Origin of the sequence: Amycolatopsis sp. NPDC098790 (genome assembly GCF_044759945.1) — a bacterium.
GTDB lineage: Bacteria > Actinomycetota > Actinomycetes > Mycobacteriales > Pseudonocardiaceae > Amycolatopsis.
On sequence record NZ_JBIWAI010000002.1, the window covers coordinates 934,592 to 950,732 of the forward strand.

Consider the following 16,141-nt stretch of genomic DNA (forward strand, 5'->3'; position numbering starts at 1 on the left):
CAGCTTCGCCGGTCCATGCGGGCGAAAGTTGGAGACGCCACCGTCGACCAGCTCCACGAGGGCCTCTCCCACGCTTACCAATGGGAACGACAACTTCGCGGATAGGCACGTATGCCCTCAGCAAGGCGGCAAACTCGTACTGGAGCCGTGTAACGATGCGGGTGCGTCGCGACATCAGCGACGCTACGCGTCAATCTCTTGTGCCGTCCGGCGCCTCGGCAAGCCGGACGATGTCCTTGCGGGTCCGACGAAGTCGACACTTCCGGGACAAACAAAAGCGATCCGCCGTGAACCCGTAACGAGTGCGGCAGGTCCAGCGACTGCGTTGCTCATAGGTCGTGTCCGGCGGCGGAGGCAAGGAGACGCACAGGTGGATCGCGAGCAGGAAGACGGCGTGCCGGACAACGGCCAAGCTGCCAAAGGTCCGCTGGCCGAAGAGCCCGCACCTGACGGTGCCGATGAACCCCTGCCCGAAGCCGAAGCCACTGACCAGCGGAAGCCCAAGCGATCGAAACTGGTCCCGGTCGCTTGGGCTTTGGGAACCATCGGGCTCGGCTTGGGACTGCTCGGCTTCGTGGCCCGCCTGCTCCTTGTCAAATCCGGGGTGTTGTACGGAACGGCGGTCGCTCAAGCGGACTGGGTGCTGGCTGCCTCGCTGACGTTCGGCGGTGCCTGGACCGTCCTCGGTTGGTCACTCGAACATGGCGAACCGGCGAAGGACGACCGGCGACCGATGCAGCGCTGGACGGACGGTCTGGCCTGCGCCACGGGGCTGGCCAGCGCGATCACCCTGGTCGTCACGCTGGTGAACCTGTTCGAACCGGCCACGCCACCGGAGATCTCGACCGCGGCGTGCCCAGGTGCGCCGGTTCGTCAAGCCGGCGAGCCTTACCTCGGCTTGACCGCAGGACCGGAAGGGAACAACAGCCGCTCGGGCCCGTCGTCCGCGTCGACACCGAACGGACGCTTCCCGAAGGGCTGTTCCGTCGCCTTTTCCTTTTACTGCATCGGCCAGTCGGTGAAGGACTCGACCGGCTCCACCGACGAGGCGACCTGGTACACGAGCCGCTGGCTGGTCGTTGCCAGGCAACGAACCGACCCGGGAGCATCCCTGGCGCGCATCCTGTCGCATGAGGTCGGCGAGGATCGCTACGTCTCGGACGCCTACGTGACACCCCAGTCCCGGTACGACCGGCTGCCCTACGGCGATAGCCAGTGCCAGGATTTCGACAAGTATCCGCTGCCCGGAAAGTCGACGCTGGAGGCGCTCGATGCGAAGGGGCGCCTGCAGGCAACGGCGCCGCACGCGGTGAACATGGGGTTCGCGCTGTGGGTGCCCGGTCGTGCCGGGTTTTCGGAGGTCGAGGAGTACCGCCAGATCTACACCACGGGAAGCAAACCGGAAGACAACCCAGGGGAAACCGGCCGGTCGGGGACAAAGTCGGTCTCGTGGGCCTACTCGACCGCGGCCGGAGAGCTCACCGCCCCGCAAGGCACTGTCGCCGTCATGGCGGTTCCCTGCCTCGCGGATAACATTCCCGCCGACACGTCGACCGCCGCTGTCGATGGATACGAGTTCACCACCACCTCGGCGGACGGCAGGCCAGCGAAGGTCGCTCCTCCGGCGGGGGTCGACCGCGATCGCCTCGCGCGCACGGCCTGCTCGGCGAACACGTGAGGTCACGATGACCTGGACACGCAACAAAGCCGAGACGCTGGCGTTGCCGATCGACGCGCTCGCTTTGCTGATCTTGCGCGACTACAAGGCTAGTGACGGCTGGAACTGGCAGAACTGGATGCGAAGCGCCGAGCAACAGGGCACCGCACGCGACCGTGACGTCGGCCGCGCGTCCGCAGGTCGAGACGGTGGTCAGCAAGAGCCAGGCCTCACCTGATCCGTGCATCCTGGTGATGGCACGAAGCCCGCCGGTGTGATGGCGTTCGTAGCCGCTGCCGCCGCTGAATGCTCAGCGGCGGTGTCGCGGGTTGCGCCACGTTTTGATCAGCGCCTGCAAGCGCCGTGCAGCGACGTCGGTTTCGGCGAAGAGCACTGCTGCCATCACTGCGAGGGCGGCCACGACGACAACGACGGTCGGCCAGTTGAGACCGGTGTTCAGTGCAGCGGCGGCGACTGCGCCGCCGGACAGAACGGCGCTGGTACTGGAACCGCGTCGTCGCTGCCGAGGCAGTTGTTTCCTCAGTGCCCAGGCGATCGCAGGCATGGCTAGGATCACGCCGGCTACGAACCCGGCGCGTCGTCGTGCGGTGGGAAGCATGGCCAGCTCGCCAGCCCACTCGGTGAGCCACCGAGATCGCATGGTTTGAGGCAGCAGCAGCGCCGCGATCCCGAGAGTGGTGTGGGATTGCGGGCGCCTGCATCCAGGCGTGGGGGCGTGCAGTACCGCGGACGATAAGGCGGACAGTTCCAGGCCGATGTCGGTCAGATGCAGGCGTGCAGCGACAGGCACCAGTATCTGCAATGTTTGCGCTGACTTGCTTGTTTGCTTGGCCGGAGATACGTAGCTGATGGTGCGCATGTTGTGGAGCCGGTCGGCCAGTTTCAGGCGAAGCACGTCGTCGGAGGCGGCCTCGGCGTCGTGCGTCTTCTCCAGTTCTCTGAAGCCCCCTACGAGATCGGCGACTGCTGGGCCGAACCGTTCACACAGGAGTTCCGCTGGCCAGTTCACGTCGTGGAGAATTCCTGCGCAGACAAGTTCTGTGGTGGCGCGCTGCGTTGCGAGGATCGTCGCGACCGCCACGGGGTGGGTGATATAGGGATCACCGCTCAGGCGCAGCTGATCACGGTGGCAATCGACGGCGAGTTCGTACGCGTCGCCAAGGAGTCGTAGAGCGTCGGCAGGCAGATAGGCCGAGGTCGCCGCGGCCAGCGTCGCAGGCAAGTTCGAAGTCACGTAAGAACCTGCCTCCGGATGAGCAGTCGGCGCGCCCGCTTGCTGTGTTCCTGGAAAGTGTCTTGCGACACTACACGCCGTGCGTGTTCGACACCGTCGGAAGTAAGGTGGTACATCCGGCGCCGAGGGCGCTTCTCGGCTTCGTGGACAGCCGGGTCTTCCCATTCACTTCTCAGCCATCCAGCTCGCTCCAGGCGGGCCAGGATCTGATAAACAGTGCCGGAATTCAAGTGGATGACATTCATCAGCTCGAGGCCATACCTGGCCTCGGCGGGTCTTTTGATCATCTCCTCGAGGATCATCCCTGTCTGGATTGTCATCTTCGGCATACGTTTTAGTCTACATAGCCACCGAGCTGCGAAAATTCGTCTTCGTGAGATCCACTCGTTCAGCCGAGTCCGGATGCGTCGTTCAGTGGCAAACGTTGGGCCAAGCGCGAGTTGATCACGAATACGGTCGGATCCACTTGAGGGCAGCTATGTGGTAGAAGCACATGGACACGTCGCTGAGACGGCTCCGTTCGGGTACAAGATCGCGGTTTCGTTGCAGATCCACTCGTTCGATGGCTGACACGGTCCTCTTCATATGCGTGAGTTGATGTTACGGGAGGTGGGCTGTCGATGGATGCCGATGAGGCGATCAAGAAACTGTTCCAGTTGGGTGATGTAGCCATCGAGTCGAGCGATCAGTTGGCGGGCAAGGTCGCGCGCAAGGCGGCGAAGCTTGCCGATGAGCGGCGGGACAAAGAGCAGGAAATCGATGAGATCAAACCTCAGCTGGTTCCCGTGCCTGAACGGGAGCATGGCAGAAACATGCGCATTGTGCCGTGGGAGTTGTTGCATCTGCTCGGGCGAGCAACGGTGCTGTCCGGGCATGGTTCGTCACGGGCGTTGGCCCAGCACTGGGGGTGTCTGAAGTACATCACGTCGCTTCAGCGGAACGTTCATGGTCGGATGGAACTCTCGGAGAGCGGCAAAGACCCTCGGTATCACCGGCTTGCGGTGCAAGCCGAGGATCTCGGCATCGCCTTCGCTCTTGCTTCGGCGCTCCGGATCGCGCAGCAACGTCACCCGGCCTATCGGTTCGAGATCGTCGACGCCGACATCGCACTGGAGGCAGGGTGGGCGCTGCGCGGCAACGAGGTGAAGGGCAAGTCGAACACTCGACTTCGGCCCGACTATTTCTTGTTCGGTTTCCGCGACGGCGCGCCAGCGCGCGTGATAACGGTGGAGTGCAAAGGATCTCATCAGAACGCTGGCGCTCAGCACAGGCAGTTGGCGAAGGCGGCCGCACAAGTGAATGCCGTGGTGATCGGAGACCCTGACCGGGGAGACGTGACACCGCCCGGGCTGCTGATGGCCACGTTGCTCAACGACGCCGGCGGCGTCCAGATGCGAATCCTCGACCCGCCCGGCGACGGCACGCTCGTCCTGTCGGGCGATGGAGACGGCCGCGATTCTGGGCTCAATGGGCCTGTTGAGGAATATCACGAGGTCCCCGGAATTCCCGTGCGCGACGGGGAGCATGAGCGTGACCGCCGACCGGGGTTCTATATCGCTCCGGATCGATCACAGTGGTTCGCTCGGGTGCTCGCCAGGACAGCGAGTGCCGGGCTGTTGGCCTTCGCAGGGGATCGGGACACGGCTGGCAGCCTGCTGACCCGGCGACAACGGGCCAGGCTTGGGAGCGATCATGACACCGGGCCCACCCATGTCGACTTCGACACCGGCGTCGAGTTGGCTGGCATGCGCTTGGTCGGCACCGACCACGTGTTCCGACTGCAGTCGCAGCGCATGGAGGTCTTCTCGGGTATTCCCCATGTCCTCCACGATCTCCTCAGCGGCGAGCCCGATCTGACGGGCCGCCACCACGTGCTGCCCGACCTCAGCGCGCAGTGGCACGAACAAGAGCAGAACATCCTCGCGGAGTGGGGCGGAGTGATCCATATGGACGTCAACGGTGCGGTCATGGGGCTGAGGAAGATGGGTGAGGGGCGGGCTCTTCTTGACTGACCGCGTGACTATCAGCCGCCCTGGGAGCTGTGGTGGGCGCAGGACTGCCGCGTGCAGGCTATGAGCTGCCGAGAATAAGTACTCGGCTGATCTACTTGCACCTGGTGGGGTTGACTTATTCGCCCCGATCCGGGACCGGAGCCGGAGTGCTCGGAGGTGATCCCGCGAGCGACCAGACCCAGGACGCGAGGCGGTCGAGCTGCCCGAACACGCAGATGCGGGAATCTGCCGTGCGTAGGCCGGTCACTCAAGCTGCAGGTCAGTAGCGAACTTCAGCGTGGGGTTATAGATCAACTCGGTCCTCCGACTGGGACTGAAGCCCCACCAGGGCAGAGGAATACCGGTTGCCCAGCGTACTTGCATCGAGTCGCTCTAAGCCTCGACAGCCTTTGCAGCCACGCTGCCGACGACGTCGATCCAGCTACACCGCCAGCCTGCTGATTTGGGCGCCGCTCAGCAGCCGATCTCCATGGCGGTTGGTGCGTGACCGGGGACGCCGACCCCGTCGATGTAGGTGATGGCGGCTTGCCCGGACCCGTATTCGGCAGGGGCAGCTTCGTCGAGGCTGAAGGCGATGGCGCCTCCTGGGCCGTCGACGACGACGCCGTTGGTGCCTTGCCCGAAGTCGAGGTCGAGGTATTCGTGGATCTGGTGGCCGCGGAATGCGGTGCGCAGCTGAGCGAGCGTGGACCCTGCGTGGATGCCGCCGATCTCGGTGGAGAGCTTCGTTCCGGAAGCGCCGGCTCTGATGGCCAGCACACGTCCGTTCGGGTCGACGCTGTAGGTCAGCGGCTGACCGGGCTTCTGGTTGCTGACGCACGCGGGGTTGGTGGTCTCGTAGAGGTTGCCGTGGTCGGTGTAGCCGCGGGCACGCAGGTCCGCTGCTGTGGTGGCGAGGTTCAGGTCGCCGATCCCGTCGAAGCGGACCGTGCCGCCGCTGTGGCGCTGGACGGTTGCGTGGGGTTTCTGCTGCTTGATCCCGCCGACCTGCTCGGCGAGGGTGCCGGCCAGCGGGTAGAGGACGCGCGGCTAATCGCACCGCGCGCGGCCGGCTGGCTGGAGCTGGTGAACGTGGGGCTCGGGTTGTGGCTGATCGTCTCGCCGTTTGCGCTGGGCTATCCGTCCGAGGGATACCGGGACGCGGCGAAGACGAACGCCATGGTCGTGGGCATTTTGGTTGCGATCTTCTCGGTTGTCGCGGTTACGGTGGTCGCACGCCGCAGAGTCGCGGCACACGGCCGGGTTTGATGGAGGTGCTGGGGGTGTGCAAGGCAGGTTACCCAAGTGGCCAAAGGGATCTGACTGTAAATCAGACGGCGCAGCCTTCGGGGGTTCGAATCCCTCACCTGCCACTCCGCGTCGGTGTGCGCATCCGGCGTGAAGCCCTGGTCCCGGCCTGAGCACGTTAGGTACGTCCCGTGAAGAGCAGTGCGGGGTCCTTTTCGGCATCCGGATCGGTCAGCACCAGCACCTCGTCGCCCTCGCCCAGGGTCAGGCCGGCTCGGACCCGCAGCTGCCTGCCCTCGCGGACGACCAGGCTGATCCAGATGTCGTCACCCAGGTGGAGCTCTTCGACGGTGCGCCCGGCCGCCGGTGCTCCCGCGGTGATCCGGAACCGCCGGGCTCCCTCCGGTTCCTGGTCGGTGCGGATCCCCAGTGCCCAGGGCCGCGGCGGGAGTTCGCGCATGGTGATCCCGCACCGGGCGGCGACGACGGGCAGCAGGCCGCCCTGGACGACGACCGAGAAGAGCACGACCACGAAGATGATCTCGTAGGCCAAGACGTCCTGCGGCTGGTCGGAGGCGAGGATGTACGTGCCGAGGAGGATCGGGACGGCGCCCTTGAGCCCGGACCACATGACGAACGCCCGTTCGCCGCGAGACATCCGGGTGGCCACCAGCAGCGGTGCCACCACGAGCGGCCGGACCACGAAGGTGAGCAGCACGGCCAGCACGAGGCCGATCCACCACGCGTCGGTGGTGACCAGCGCGGACAGCGAGACGGTGAGGCCGAGGACCACGAACGTGGTGATTTCGGCGAGGCTGGCCAGCGAGGAGTGGAACCGTTCGATCTCGCGCTTGAACGGCGCGGCGGCGTCGCCGACGAGCACACCCGCGACGAACACCGCGAGAAAGCCGGAGCCGTGGGCGACGGTGGCCGCGCCGTAGAGCACGAAGGAAACCGCGAGGGTGCGCAGTGGGTAGAGCCCTTCGGCCGGCATCTCGACCCGGCGGACCACTTGCACCAGCACCCAACCGCCCACCAGGCCGATGGCCGCGCCGATGCCCATTTCGAGCGCGAACTGGCCCACCACACCGAGGGTGGCCTCACCGAACCCGGTGCCGGCGGCGATGCCGGCCAGGCTCAGCAGCAGGGCGATGCCCACCGGGTCGTTCGCCCCGGACTCACCCTGGATCACCGTGCCCGCCCGGCCGGTGATCTCGCGGTTGCCGAGCACGGAGAACACGACGGCCGGATCGGTGGGCGCGAGGGCGGCGCCGAGCAACAGGGACAGCAGCCACGGCAGGCCGAACAACAGGTGGGCGGCGAGGGCGAGCGCACCGGCGGTGAGGAACGTGCCGAACACCCCGGTGGAGAGCACCGAGCCGAGGACCGACCGCAGCTTGCGGACACCGATGGTCATGCCGCCGTCGAAGAGGATCACCACCAGGGCGACGGTGACGACGTTCTCCACCACACCGAGTGACACGTCCCGCAGGGACGGCACCAGGTCCGACGCCGCGGCCGCGGCGACGAGGAAGAACGCGGGCGCGGGCACCTTGAGGACGGCGCTGATCCGGTTGGACAGCAGCGCCACCGAAACCACCAGGGCCGCGATCAGCAGCGTCAGGCCGAACGACTCGATGCCGACCACGTCATCCTCCTCAGCTGAAGGCGGGGGAGGCTCACCGGGCCTGCCCGGCCCGCCCCGGGCGGGGAATCCGCCGGGGCGTCCGGAACTGTGTGGTGTGGAGCCTGGCCAGCACGGCCCCACCGACCGCTCCCCAGAAGAACACCCAACCGTCGCCGCTGAACACGCCTGTCACGATCATCGCGACGGCGGTGATTTCGGCGAGTACGAGGATCATCCGCCAACGCAGGGCGTGCACCTGGCCGCCACGGGCGACAACCGCGGCGAAGCGGGGGTCCTCGGCCTGGAGACGTTCCTCGATCTCGCGCAGTGCACGGCTCTCGTGTTCAGGCAACATGCTGGTCCTCCGACGCCGGTCCGGGCAGTGCCATCCCGGCTACCCGGTGAGCTGTCTGCCAACCCCGTCGTGCGGGATGGACGTCATCGTCGCGGTACCGGTGTTGCGGGTGGAGCGGTTGTGCCACCGTGGTGATGTGTTCTCGCGGATGGATCCCGCCGCGGCGGCGGCGGAAGCCGCTCGTCGTGCTGCCCGGCGCGCGGAGTCCGCCCGTTGGCGGCGCTCCAATCTGGCGGCCGGGACCTCGAACCCCGACGGCGCCCGGGGCGATGAGCGCGGTGGGCCGCCACCGGCCGGAGGAGCCGCCGGAGCCGACGCGATCTTCGCCGCGCGGCGCCGACACGGCTCGGCTGCGAGTCCACGACGCCCTGCTGCGGTCCGCCGCAGCTCATGAGCGAGCCGCGGACCGCCATGAGGAGGCCGCCGACGGCGGTGGAGCGGGTGCCGCGGAGCACCGGAGGGCAGCGGCGCGCCACCGCGTGGACGCGGAAGCCGACCGGCGCCGGGCGGCGGAGATCGAGCCTCTGCCCACCGTCGGCCCGGAGCCACGTGCCGGGCACGAGTAGTCCGCTCAGGCGATCCACACGGTCTTGGCGTTGACGAAGGCACGCGGGCCGAACCCGGCGAGCTCGCGCCCGTACCCCGAGTTCTTGACGCCACCGAACGGGACTTCCGGGGTCGACTCGGTGAACTTGTTGATGTACATCATCCCGGTCTCCACTTCGGTGACGAACCGCCGCTGTTCGGTTTCGTCGCGGGTCCACGCGCTGCCGCCGAGCCCGAACGTGGAATCGTTGGCGATGCGGATGGCGTCGTCTATGTCGCGGGCCGTCCAGACCAGGGCGACCGGCCCGAAGAACTCCTCGCGGTGGCCGGGGGAGCCGTCGGGGATGCCGGCCAGCACGGTGGGTTCGAAGTAGTTGCCAGGGCGGTCGATCGGGTGGCCGCCGGTCAGCAGGCGGCCACCGGCGGCGACGGTGTCGGACACCTGCTTGGCCAGGGTTTCGACGGCGTCCGGTGAGGACAGCGGGCCGAGGTCGGTGTCGTCGGCCATCGGGTCGCCGATGCGCAGTCCCTCCATTGCGGACACCAGACGGCGGGTGAACTCCTCGGCGACCTCTTTGTGCACGATGAAGCGCTTGGCGTTGATGCAGGACTGGGCGTTGTTGAGCATCCGAGACGCGACCGCGTTGTCCACCGCCTCGTCGAGGTCGGCCGAGGGCATGACGATGAAGGCGTCGCTGCCGCCCAGTTCCAGGACGCTGGGTTTGACGTTCTGCCCGGCGCGGGCGCCGACCTGCCGTCCGGCGGGCTCGCTGCCGGTGAGGGTGACCGCGCGGACGCGGTCGTCGTCGACGATGGCTTCGATCTTGCCGGAGCCGACGAGCAGGGTCTGGAAGACCCCTTCGGGGAACCCGGCGCGGCGCAGGACGTCTTCGATGGCCAGGGCCACCTGCGGCACGTTGGAGGCGTGCTTGAGCAGGCCGACGTTGCCGGCCATCAGCGCCGGGCAGGCGAACCGGAACACCTGCCAGTAGGGGAAGTTCCACGGCATGACCGCGAGCACCGGACCCAGCGGCTCGTAGCGGGTGAAGACGTTCGCGCTGTCGTCGCCGACGTCGTGCGGCTGGTCGGCCAGCAGGGCCTCGGTGTGCTCGGCGAACCAGCGGCAGCCCTTGGCGCTCTTGGCGACCTCGGCTTTCGCCGACGCGAGCGTCTTGCCCATTTCGAGGGTGGCCAGGCGCGCGAGCTCGTCGGTCTCGGCCTCGAGGATGTCCGCGGCCCGCCGTAGCCGCTCGGCCCGTTCGGCGAAGGAGGTGCGGCGGTGTTCGTGGAACGCGGTCACCGCGCGGGTGAGCTTGCGGTCGACCTCGTCGTCGGTGAGCTCGTCGAAGGTGCGCAGGGTTTCCCCGGTCGCGGGGTTGACGGTCGCGATGGCCACGGAGGCTCCTCGGGGTTCGGGTGCGGCTGCTGCACCCCGGGGCTGGTACCCCGTACCGGCACCGGCAAACGGCAGGTCAGTGGGTCAGGGTGATGGCGGCGTCGGGCTCGACGACCCGGAAGCTGAAGCTCTCTTCGAGGTAGAGCGTCACGGTGTCGGCGTCGTGGTGGCTGTACCCGACCGCGAGGTCCTGGCCGAGCTCGAGGGAGAAGTCGCCACCGTCGAGGCTGACGATCAGCGCGCCGTCCAGCCCGGGCGCGCGGACCACCTTTCCGCCGCCCAGCACGCGCCGGAGGTGGTCGAACAGCAGGTGGCCGCCGTGTTCGGTGCTCTCCACGATGCGGGTGTAGCCGTCCGGGGCGATGGCGAGGCCGTAGGGGCCCTTGATGCCGGCCTGGCGCAGCGTGTCCACCGCGCGGGCGACGACGCCGGGGTAGGCATCGGGGGCGTCGCCGAGCGACGGCCGGTCGTACGGGCAGGTTTCGGTGATGCCCGTGATGCCCGCCGCGGCCCAGCCGTGGAAGACGGCGCGGTTTTCGATCATCGCGATCTGCTTCGCCGCGCGGTCGAGGTCGTCGAATTCGAGGTCGTCGGCGCCGCGCTCGGCGTCGTCCAGCTCCTCGCGCGACACCGTGAACGGCACGCGCACCTCGGTCAGCGGCAGGACGCGGCGCTGCCGGACGACCGCGCCTTCGCCGAGCCCGGCCAGCGAGCCGGCGGCCAGCGTCGCGGTGCGGCCGAGGTCGGTGGCGGAGTGGCGCCAGCCGTGCGGGCCGGCCACGTCGACCAGGCGGCGGGCCGCGAGGTGGGTCTGCAGGCGCTCCTTGGCCTCGGCGTCGACCTCCGTCCAGCCCGCGTCGGTGATCGGGGCCAGGTCACGCATCAGGTGGTTCATGTCAGTCCTGTTCCTTGAGGCTGCCGATGCCGAGCGAAGCGTCGGCGGGACGGTCGCCGAGCTTCTCCTCGACGTACTCCTGGGGGTCGAGGTCGCTGACGTCGAGGTCGCGGGCGCCTTCGTGCTGCCGCTTGAACTCCAGGAACCGCCGGCCGAGCTCCTCGCGCAGCCCGGGGTCGGCGTGCCGGCGGAAGTCGGCGAGGCCTTCGTCCTCTTCCTCGGCCATGTGCTCGCTGTTGGCGAAGCGGGCCTTGTTCACCGCGGCCTGCCACGCGGTGCTCCCGACGGGGTGCAGCGCGGCTTCGTGCACGCCGTCGCGGATGTCGTTGTGGTCGCCGATGGCGTCGAGCGTCTCGTCCTCGGCGTCTTCGCCGCGGCGCAGCAGGTGGGGGTAGAAGATCTCCTCTTCGGCGCGGGCGTGGACGTCGAGCAGGTCGGCCAGGGGCTGCCAGACCGCCGCGAGGTCGGCGGCGTCGGTGAGGTCGTCGAGCCGGGCGAACTGGCGCCGGAACCAGTCGTGGTCGTCGAGGATGAGGCTGGTGATGTCGGCCATCTGGCATTCCTACCCCGGCCGCGGGGTCGCGCAAACCCGAACCGCCGGTTGGCCCGGACCGGCCCGGGTACCCGGCGCGGACCGACCGCGAAGGGAGCGACCGTTGCCTGCACGGGCCGAGACGCTGCGCCGCTACCGGCGCGCGTGCGACTACCTCGCCGCCGCGATGATCCACCTGAAGGACAACGTCCTGCTCACCGAGCCGCTGCGCCCGGAGCACCTCAAACCGAGTCCGCTCGGGCACTGGGGCACCTGCCCCGGCCTCACCCTGGTCTACGCCGGGTTGAACCGGCTGGTCGCCGAGACCGGGCAGCGGACGCTGCTGGTCACCGGGCCCGGCCACGGCGCCCCGGCCATCCACGCCAACCTCTGGCTGGAGGGCACGCACGCCGTCCACGACGACAAACTGGCCCTCGACGGCCACGGCCTGGCCGAACTCGTCCGGCGCTTCTCCTGGCCGGGCGGGTTCCCCAGCCACCTCTCACCCGAGGTGCCCGGCGTGATCCACGAGGGTGGCGAACTCGGCTACGCACTGGCCACCGCCTTCGGAGCGGCGCTGGACGACCCCGGGCTGCTGGTGGCGTGTGTGGTCGGCGACGGTGAAGCCGAGACCGGTCCGACCGCGGCCGCGTGGCACAGCCCGAAGTTCACCGGCCCGGGTGACGGGCGGGTGCTGCCGATCCTGCACCTCAACGGCTACAAGATCGCGTCACCGACGATCTACGAAGCGATGTCCGACGGCGAGCTGACCGCCTACTTCACCGGCTGCGGCTGGACGCCGCTGCTGGTCGACGTCCGCGGCGCCGACGACCCGGACACCCCGCTCGCCGAGGCGCTCGCCCGGGCGCACGCGCAGACGACCGGGCCGCCGCCGATGATCGTCCTGCGCAGCACCAAAGGCCTCGGCCTGCCCGCCACCTCACCCGACGGGACGCCGCTGGCAGGTACGTTCCACGCTCACCAGGTCCCGCTGCCTTCGGCGGCTGACGATCCCAAGGAACTCGCCGCGCTCGAACGCTGGCTGCGCTCCTACCGGCCGGATGAGCTGTTCGGTTCCGACGGCGTGCCCGCGCCCGATCTGCTCGACGTCCTGCCCGCGCCCGAGCTGCGGCTGGGCCGGGTCCCGCAGGCCAACGGCGGGCGCCTGCGCCGTGACCTGCCCTTGCCGGACACCGGGAAGTACGCCGTCGCCGTCGAGAAGCCCGGGAGTGTGGACGCGAGCGCGCCCGAAGTCCTCGCCGGCTGGCTGGCCGAGATCGTCCACCTCGCCCCGGAGACGTTCCGGGTCGTCTGCCCCGACGAACTGGAGTCCAACAAACTGGGCGGGTTGCTGGAGGCGACGTCGCGGCAGTTCGACGCCGAGGTGCCCGGCTACTCCGAACACCTCGCGCCGCGCGGCCGGGTGCAGGAGGTGCTTTCGGAGCACCTGTGCCAGGGCTGGCTGCAGGGCTACCTGCTCACCGGCCGGCACGGCCTGTTTCCCTGCTACGAAGCGTTCGTGTCCATTGTGGACAGCATGGTGAACCAGTACGCCAAGTTCCTCAAGATGTCGGCCGAGGTGCCGTGGCGCGCGCCGGTGGCGAGCCTGAACTACCTGCTCTCCAGCGACGGCTGGCGCCAGGAGCACAACGGCTACAGCCACCAGGGCCCCGGGTTCATCAACCAGATGCTGACGAAGAAAGCCACCACCGCGCGCATCTACCTCCCGCCGGACGCGAACACGCTGCTGGAGGTCGTGCACCGCTGCCTCGCCTCGACCGACCTGATCAACGTCGTCGTCGCCGGCAAGCAGAAGAGTCCCCAGTGGCTCTCGCCGGATGAGGCCCGCGCGCACTGCCGGGCCGGCGCGTCGGTGTGGGAGTGGGCGAGCACCGGCGGTGCCGCCGACGTCGTGCTGGCCTGCGCGGGCACCACCCCGACCCTGGAGACGGTCGCGGCCGCCGAGCTGCTGCGCGAGGTTGCGCCGGACCTGCGGGTGCGGGTGGTCAACGTCGTGGATCTGCTGTCGCTGTGCCCGCCCGACCGGCACCCGCACGGGCTGGCCGAGGAGGCGTTCGCCGCCTGCTTCGGTGCCGACCTGCCGGTGGTCTTCGCGTTCCACGGCTACCCCTCGGCCGTGCACGAAGTGCTGCACGGCCGGCCCGGCACCGGCCGGTTCCACGTGCACGGCTACCGCGAGGAAGGTACGACGACCACGCCGTTCGATCTGCTGGCGAGCAACCGGATGACCCGCCACGACCTGGCCGCCGACGCCGTCACCCGCGCCCGGGGCTGGGCCTCGGCCGGCGGCGACCTCGCCCGCGAGCTGGTCAAGCGACGGGACGCGCTGCTCGTGCAGTCCTATCGGGACGGTGAAGACCCGGAAGAGATCACCGGCTGGCGGTGGGGCGGATGAGGGTGCTCACCGTCAACCCGGGCTCCGGGAGCCTGCGGCTGCACGTGGTCGACGACGACGAGGTCCTCGATTCGGCCGAGATCGGCCGCCCGCCCGCCGAAGCGGCCGACGACGTGAAAGCCTTTGTAGACGGAATGACAGTGGACGCGGTCGCGCACCGGCTCGTCCACGGCGGTGCCGAACTCACCGAGCCGACCGTGGTGGACGGCCAGGTGCGGGCCGCGATCACCACCGCGAAGTCCCTCGCGCCCGAGCACGTGCCGAACACCGAAGCCCTGCTGGAGCAGCTGACCGAGCTGCTGCCGGACGTCCCGCACGTCGTGTGCCCGGACACCGCGTTCCACCGCGGCCTGCCGGAGATCGCCCGCACCTACCCGCTGCCCGCGCGTTGGCGGTCCCGGTGGGACCTGCGGCGGTACGGGTTCCACGGCCTGTCGTTCGCCTGGGCCGTGCGCCGCGCCGCCGAGCTGCTCGACCGCCCGGCCGGCGAGCTGAACTTGCTCGTGGCGCACCTGTCCGGCGGCTGCTCGGTGGCCGCGGTCGCGGGTGGGCGCAGCGTCGACACGTCCATGGGGTTCACCCCGCTCGAGGGCACGATGATGGCGAAACGCTCCGGCACGGTGGATCCCGGAATGCTGCTGTGGCTGCTGCGCGAGGGACACCTCGAAGCGGGAGAGCTGGAGGACGGGCTGTACCACCACTCCGGGCTGCTGGGGCTGTCCGGGACGTCGGACGACACGCGCGACCTGGTCCGCGACAGCCGCGCCGGCGGCGTCAAGGCCCGGTTCGCGATGGCGGTGTTCGAGCACCGCGCCCGCCGCGAACTCGCCGCGGTCGCGGCGAGCTTGGACCGGATCGACGCGCTGGTGTTCACCGGTGACATCGGCTGGGACCAGCCCGAGGTCGCCGAAGCCGTCGCCGGTGGCCTCGGCGTGCTCGGCCTGCGCGGTGGGCTGAGCCGCAACCGGGAGCGGGACGCGGTGATCAGCTCGTCCGGCGCGCGCGTGCCGGTGCTAGCCGTTAGGTCGCGGGAAGAGCTGTCCCTCGCCACGGCGGCGGTCTCGGCGCTCTGACTACTTCTGTCCGGCCGGCGTGCCGTTCATCATCTTGAGCATCGGCAAGCCGCCGGTGCGGGTGAAGCGGACCAGCAGCGCCCCGGCGAGCAGGAGGAAGGCGATGTTCAGCCAGGTCGTGTAGTTCCAGGAGATCCCGCGCTCCAGCACGGTGGCGTCCCGCGCCGTCGGGGTGAGCCCGGTGGCGCCGAAAAGCAGCTCGACGGCGTAGCCAGCGACGACCATCGCGGCGTAGAACGTGCCGAGCAGCACCAGCATCATGCGGAGGCCGTAGTACTTCCGGTAGATGTTCAGGATCGGCAGGATGAGCAGGTCGGCGAACAGGAACGAGACCACGCCGCCGAAGCTGATGCCGCCGTTCCACAGCACTGCCGCCAGCGGGACGTTCCCTACCGAGCAGACGAACGACAGGATCGCCACGACCGGTCCGATCAACGGCCCCCACACCGCCGAGAGGACGGGGTGACCTTCGAAGAACAGGGCGTGCCACCACGAATCCGGCACCCACGCCCCGACCGCGCCGGCGATGAGCAACCCCACCAGCAGGTCACGCAGAATCGCCGCCCACTCCATGACGAACACGTGCGCCACCGCGGTGAAGCCCTCGCCCGATCCCAGCCGGGACAGGAAGGACCCTTTGCGCTGGACGGACATGTCCATGGCCGCGTGGCCTTCCATCGATCCGGCCAGGCCGAGTTCGGCCTGTTCGCGGGCCTTCTCCAGGAGCCGGCCGCGGACGAACAGCCGGAACAGCACGGCCAGGGCCACGATCATGATGGGCCCGCCGAGGAACTCGGCGACGGTGAACCGCCAGCCCAGCAGCAGCGCGAGGATGACGCCGAGTTCGGCGACGAGGTTGGTCGAGCCGATCTCGAACGCCATTGCCGCGGTGAAGTGCGCGCCCTTGCGGAACAGCGAGCGGGCCAGCGCGACCGCGGCGTAGGAGCACGACGACGAGGCCGCGCCCAGCCCGGCGGCGACCGCGAGGGTGCGCGGCCGGTCGTCGCCGAGCAGCTTCGCGACGGTCGCCTTGCGCACGACGGCCTGCACGACCGCGGACAGCGCGAAGCCCAGGATCAGCGCCCAGAGGATTTGCCAGGCCATCGAGCCCGTCATCGCGAGCGCGTCGCCGATCGCCGGCCACATCGCG

Annotated in this window: 14 protein-coding genes and 1 tRNA gene; 7 read left to right on the forward strand and 8 right to left on the reverse strand. The window is 68.9% G+C overall.

Translation table 11 applies throughout. The annotated features are described in order from the left end of the window. Positions 1-370: 370 nt before the first annotated feature. Together ACIQWX_RS17930 and ACIQWX_RS17935 are read left to right on the forward strand one after the other, a co-directional pair. The gene (locus ACIQWX_RS17930) at positions 371-1,678 is read left to right on the forward strand and encodes a hypothetical protein (RefSeq protein WP_400871704.1); all 1,308 of its coding nucleotides are present in this window, start codon (positions 371-373) and stop codon (positions 1,676-1,678) included. Positions 1,679-1,685: 7 nt separating this feature from the next. Continuing rightward, positions 1,686-1,895, forward strand: coding sequence for a hypothetical protein (locus ACIQWX_RS17935; RefSeq protein ID WP_400871707.1), 210 nt, complete (start codon positions 1,686-1,688; stop codon positions 1,893-1,895). A 72-nt stretch (positions 1,896-1,967) separates the two neighbouring features. Here ACIQWX_RS17935 and ACIQWX_RS17940 read toward each other — a convergent pair whose 3' ends face one another. Next, entirely contained in the window at positions 1,968-2,912 is a 945-nt protein-coding gene (locus ACIQWX_RS17940) for an HD domain-containing protein (RefSeq protein WP_400871710.1), read from the reverse strand. Beyond that, the gene (locus ACIQWX_RS17945) at positions 2,909-3,241 is read right to left on the reverse strand and encodes a PadR family transcriptional regulator (RefSeq protein ID WP_400871713.1); all 333 of its coding nucleotides are present in this window, start codon (positions 3,239-3,241) and stop codon (positions 2,909-2,911) included. Before ACIQWX_RS17945 ends, ACIQWX_RS17940 begins: the two co-directional genes overlap by 4 nt. 291 nt (positions 3,242-3,532) lie before the next feature. Here ACIQWX_RS17945 and ACIQWX_RS17950 point away from each other — a divergent pair, with 291 nt between their 5' ends. The 3 genes from ACIQWX_RS17950 to ACIQWX_RS17960 all read left to right on the forward strand — a co-directional run bounded on the left by ACIQWX_RS17950 (position 3,533) and on the right by ACIQWX_RS17960 (position 6,276). Beyond that, positions 3,533-4,924: a hypothetical protein gene (locus tag ACIQWX_RS17950; RefSeq protein ID WP_400871716.1), complete on the forward strand. Its 1,392-nt coding sequence runs from the start codon at positions 3,533-3,535 to the stop codon at positions 4,922-4,924. A gap of 483 nt (positions 4,925-5,407) precedes the next feature. Next, positions 5,408-6,172 (forward strand): SPW repeat protein, encoded by a 765-nt coding sequence (locus ACIQWX_RS17955; RefSeq protein ID WP_400871719.1) that lies wholly within the window; start codon positions 5,408-5,410, stop codon positions 6,170-6,172. Positions 6,173-6,194: 22 nt separating this feature from the next. Then, positions 6,195-6,276, forward strand: a tRNA-Tyr gene (locus ACIQWX_RS17960). A gap of 53 nt (positions 6,277-6,329) precedes the next feature. Here ACIQWX_RS17960 and ACIQWX_RS17965 read toward each other — a convergent pair. The 5 genes from ACIQWX_RS17965 to ACIQWX_RS17985 all read right to left on the reverse strand — a co-directional run bounded on the left by ACIQWX_RS17965 (position 6,330) and on the right by ACIQWX_RS17985 (position 11,523). Next, positions 6,330-7,799 carry a cation:proton antiporter gene (locus ACIQWX_RS17965; protein WP_400871722.1) on the reverse strand — a complete coding sequence of 490 codons (1,470 nt, stop codon included), beginning with the start codon at positions 7,797-7,799 and terminating at the stop codon, positions 6,330-6,332. A gap of 31 nt (positions 7,800-7,830) precedes the next feature. Further along, positions 7,831-8,133 (reverse strand): DUF3040 domain-containing protein, encoded by a 303-nt coding sequence (locus ACIQWX_RS17970; protein WP_400871725.1) that lies wholly within the window; start codon positions 8,131-8,133, stop codon positions 7,831-7,833. Between the two features lie 571 nt (positions 8,134-8,704). Beyond that, positions 8,705-10,075: an NAD-dependent succinate-semialdehyde dehydrogenase gene (locus tag ACIQWX_RS17975; protein WP_400871728.1), complete on the reverse strand. Its 1,371-nt coding sequence runs from the start codon at positions 10,073-10,075 to the stop codon at positions 8,705-8,707. Between the two features lie 76 nt (positions 10,076-10,151). Beyond that, positions 10,152-10,970 (reverse strand): family 1 encapsulin nanocompartment shell protein, encoded by an 819-nt coding sequence (locus ACIQWX_RS17980; RefSeq protein ID WP_400871731.1) that lies wholly within the window; start codon positions 10,968-10,970, stop codon positions 10,152-10,154. Between the two features lies 1 nt (position 10,971). After that, positions 10,972-11,523: a hemerythrin domain-containing protein gene (locus ACIQWX_RS17985; protein ID WP_400871734.1), complete on the reverse strand. Its 552-nt coding sequence runs from the start codon at positions 11,521-11,523 to the stop codon at positions 10,972-10,974. A gap of 103 nt (positions 11,524-11,626) precedes the next feature. On the opposite strand from ACIQWX_RS17985, the gene ACIQWX_RS17990 reads away from it, so the two are divergent. Continuing rightward, positions 11,627-13,918, forward strand: coding sequence for a phosphoketolase family protein (locus tag ACIQWX_RS17990; protein WP_400871736.1), 2,292 nt, complete (start codon positions 11,627-11,629; stop codon positions 13,916-13,918). Further along, entirely contained in the window at positions 13,906-14,991 is a 1,086-nt protein-coding gene (locus ACIQWX_RS17995; protein ID WP_400871739.1) for an acetate/propionate family kinase, read from the forward strand. Before ACIQWX_RS17990 ends, ACIQWX_RS17995 begins: the two co-directional genes overlap by 13 nt. On the opposite strand, the gene ACIQWX_RS18000 is transcribed toward ACIQWX_RS17995, so the two are convergent. Next, the gene (locus tag ACIQWX_RS18000) at positions 14,992-16,137 is read right to left on the reverse strand and encodes a permease (RefSeq protein ID WP_400871742.1); all 1,146 of its coding nucleotides are present in this window, start codon (positions 16,135-16,137) and stop codon (positions 14,992-14,994) included. Positions 16,138-16,141 lie beyond the last annotated feature (4 nt).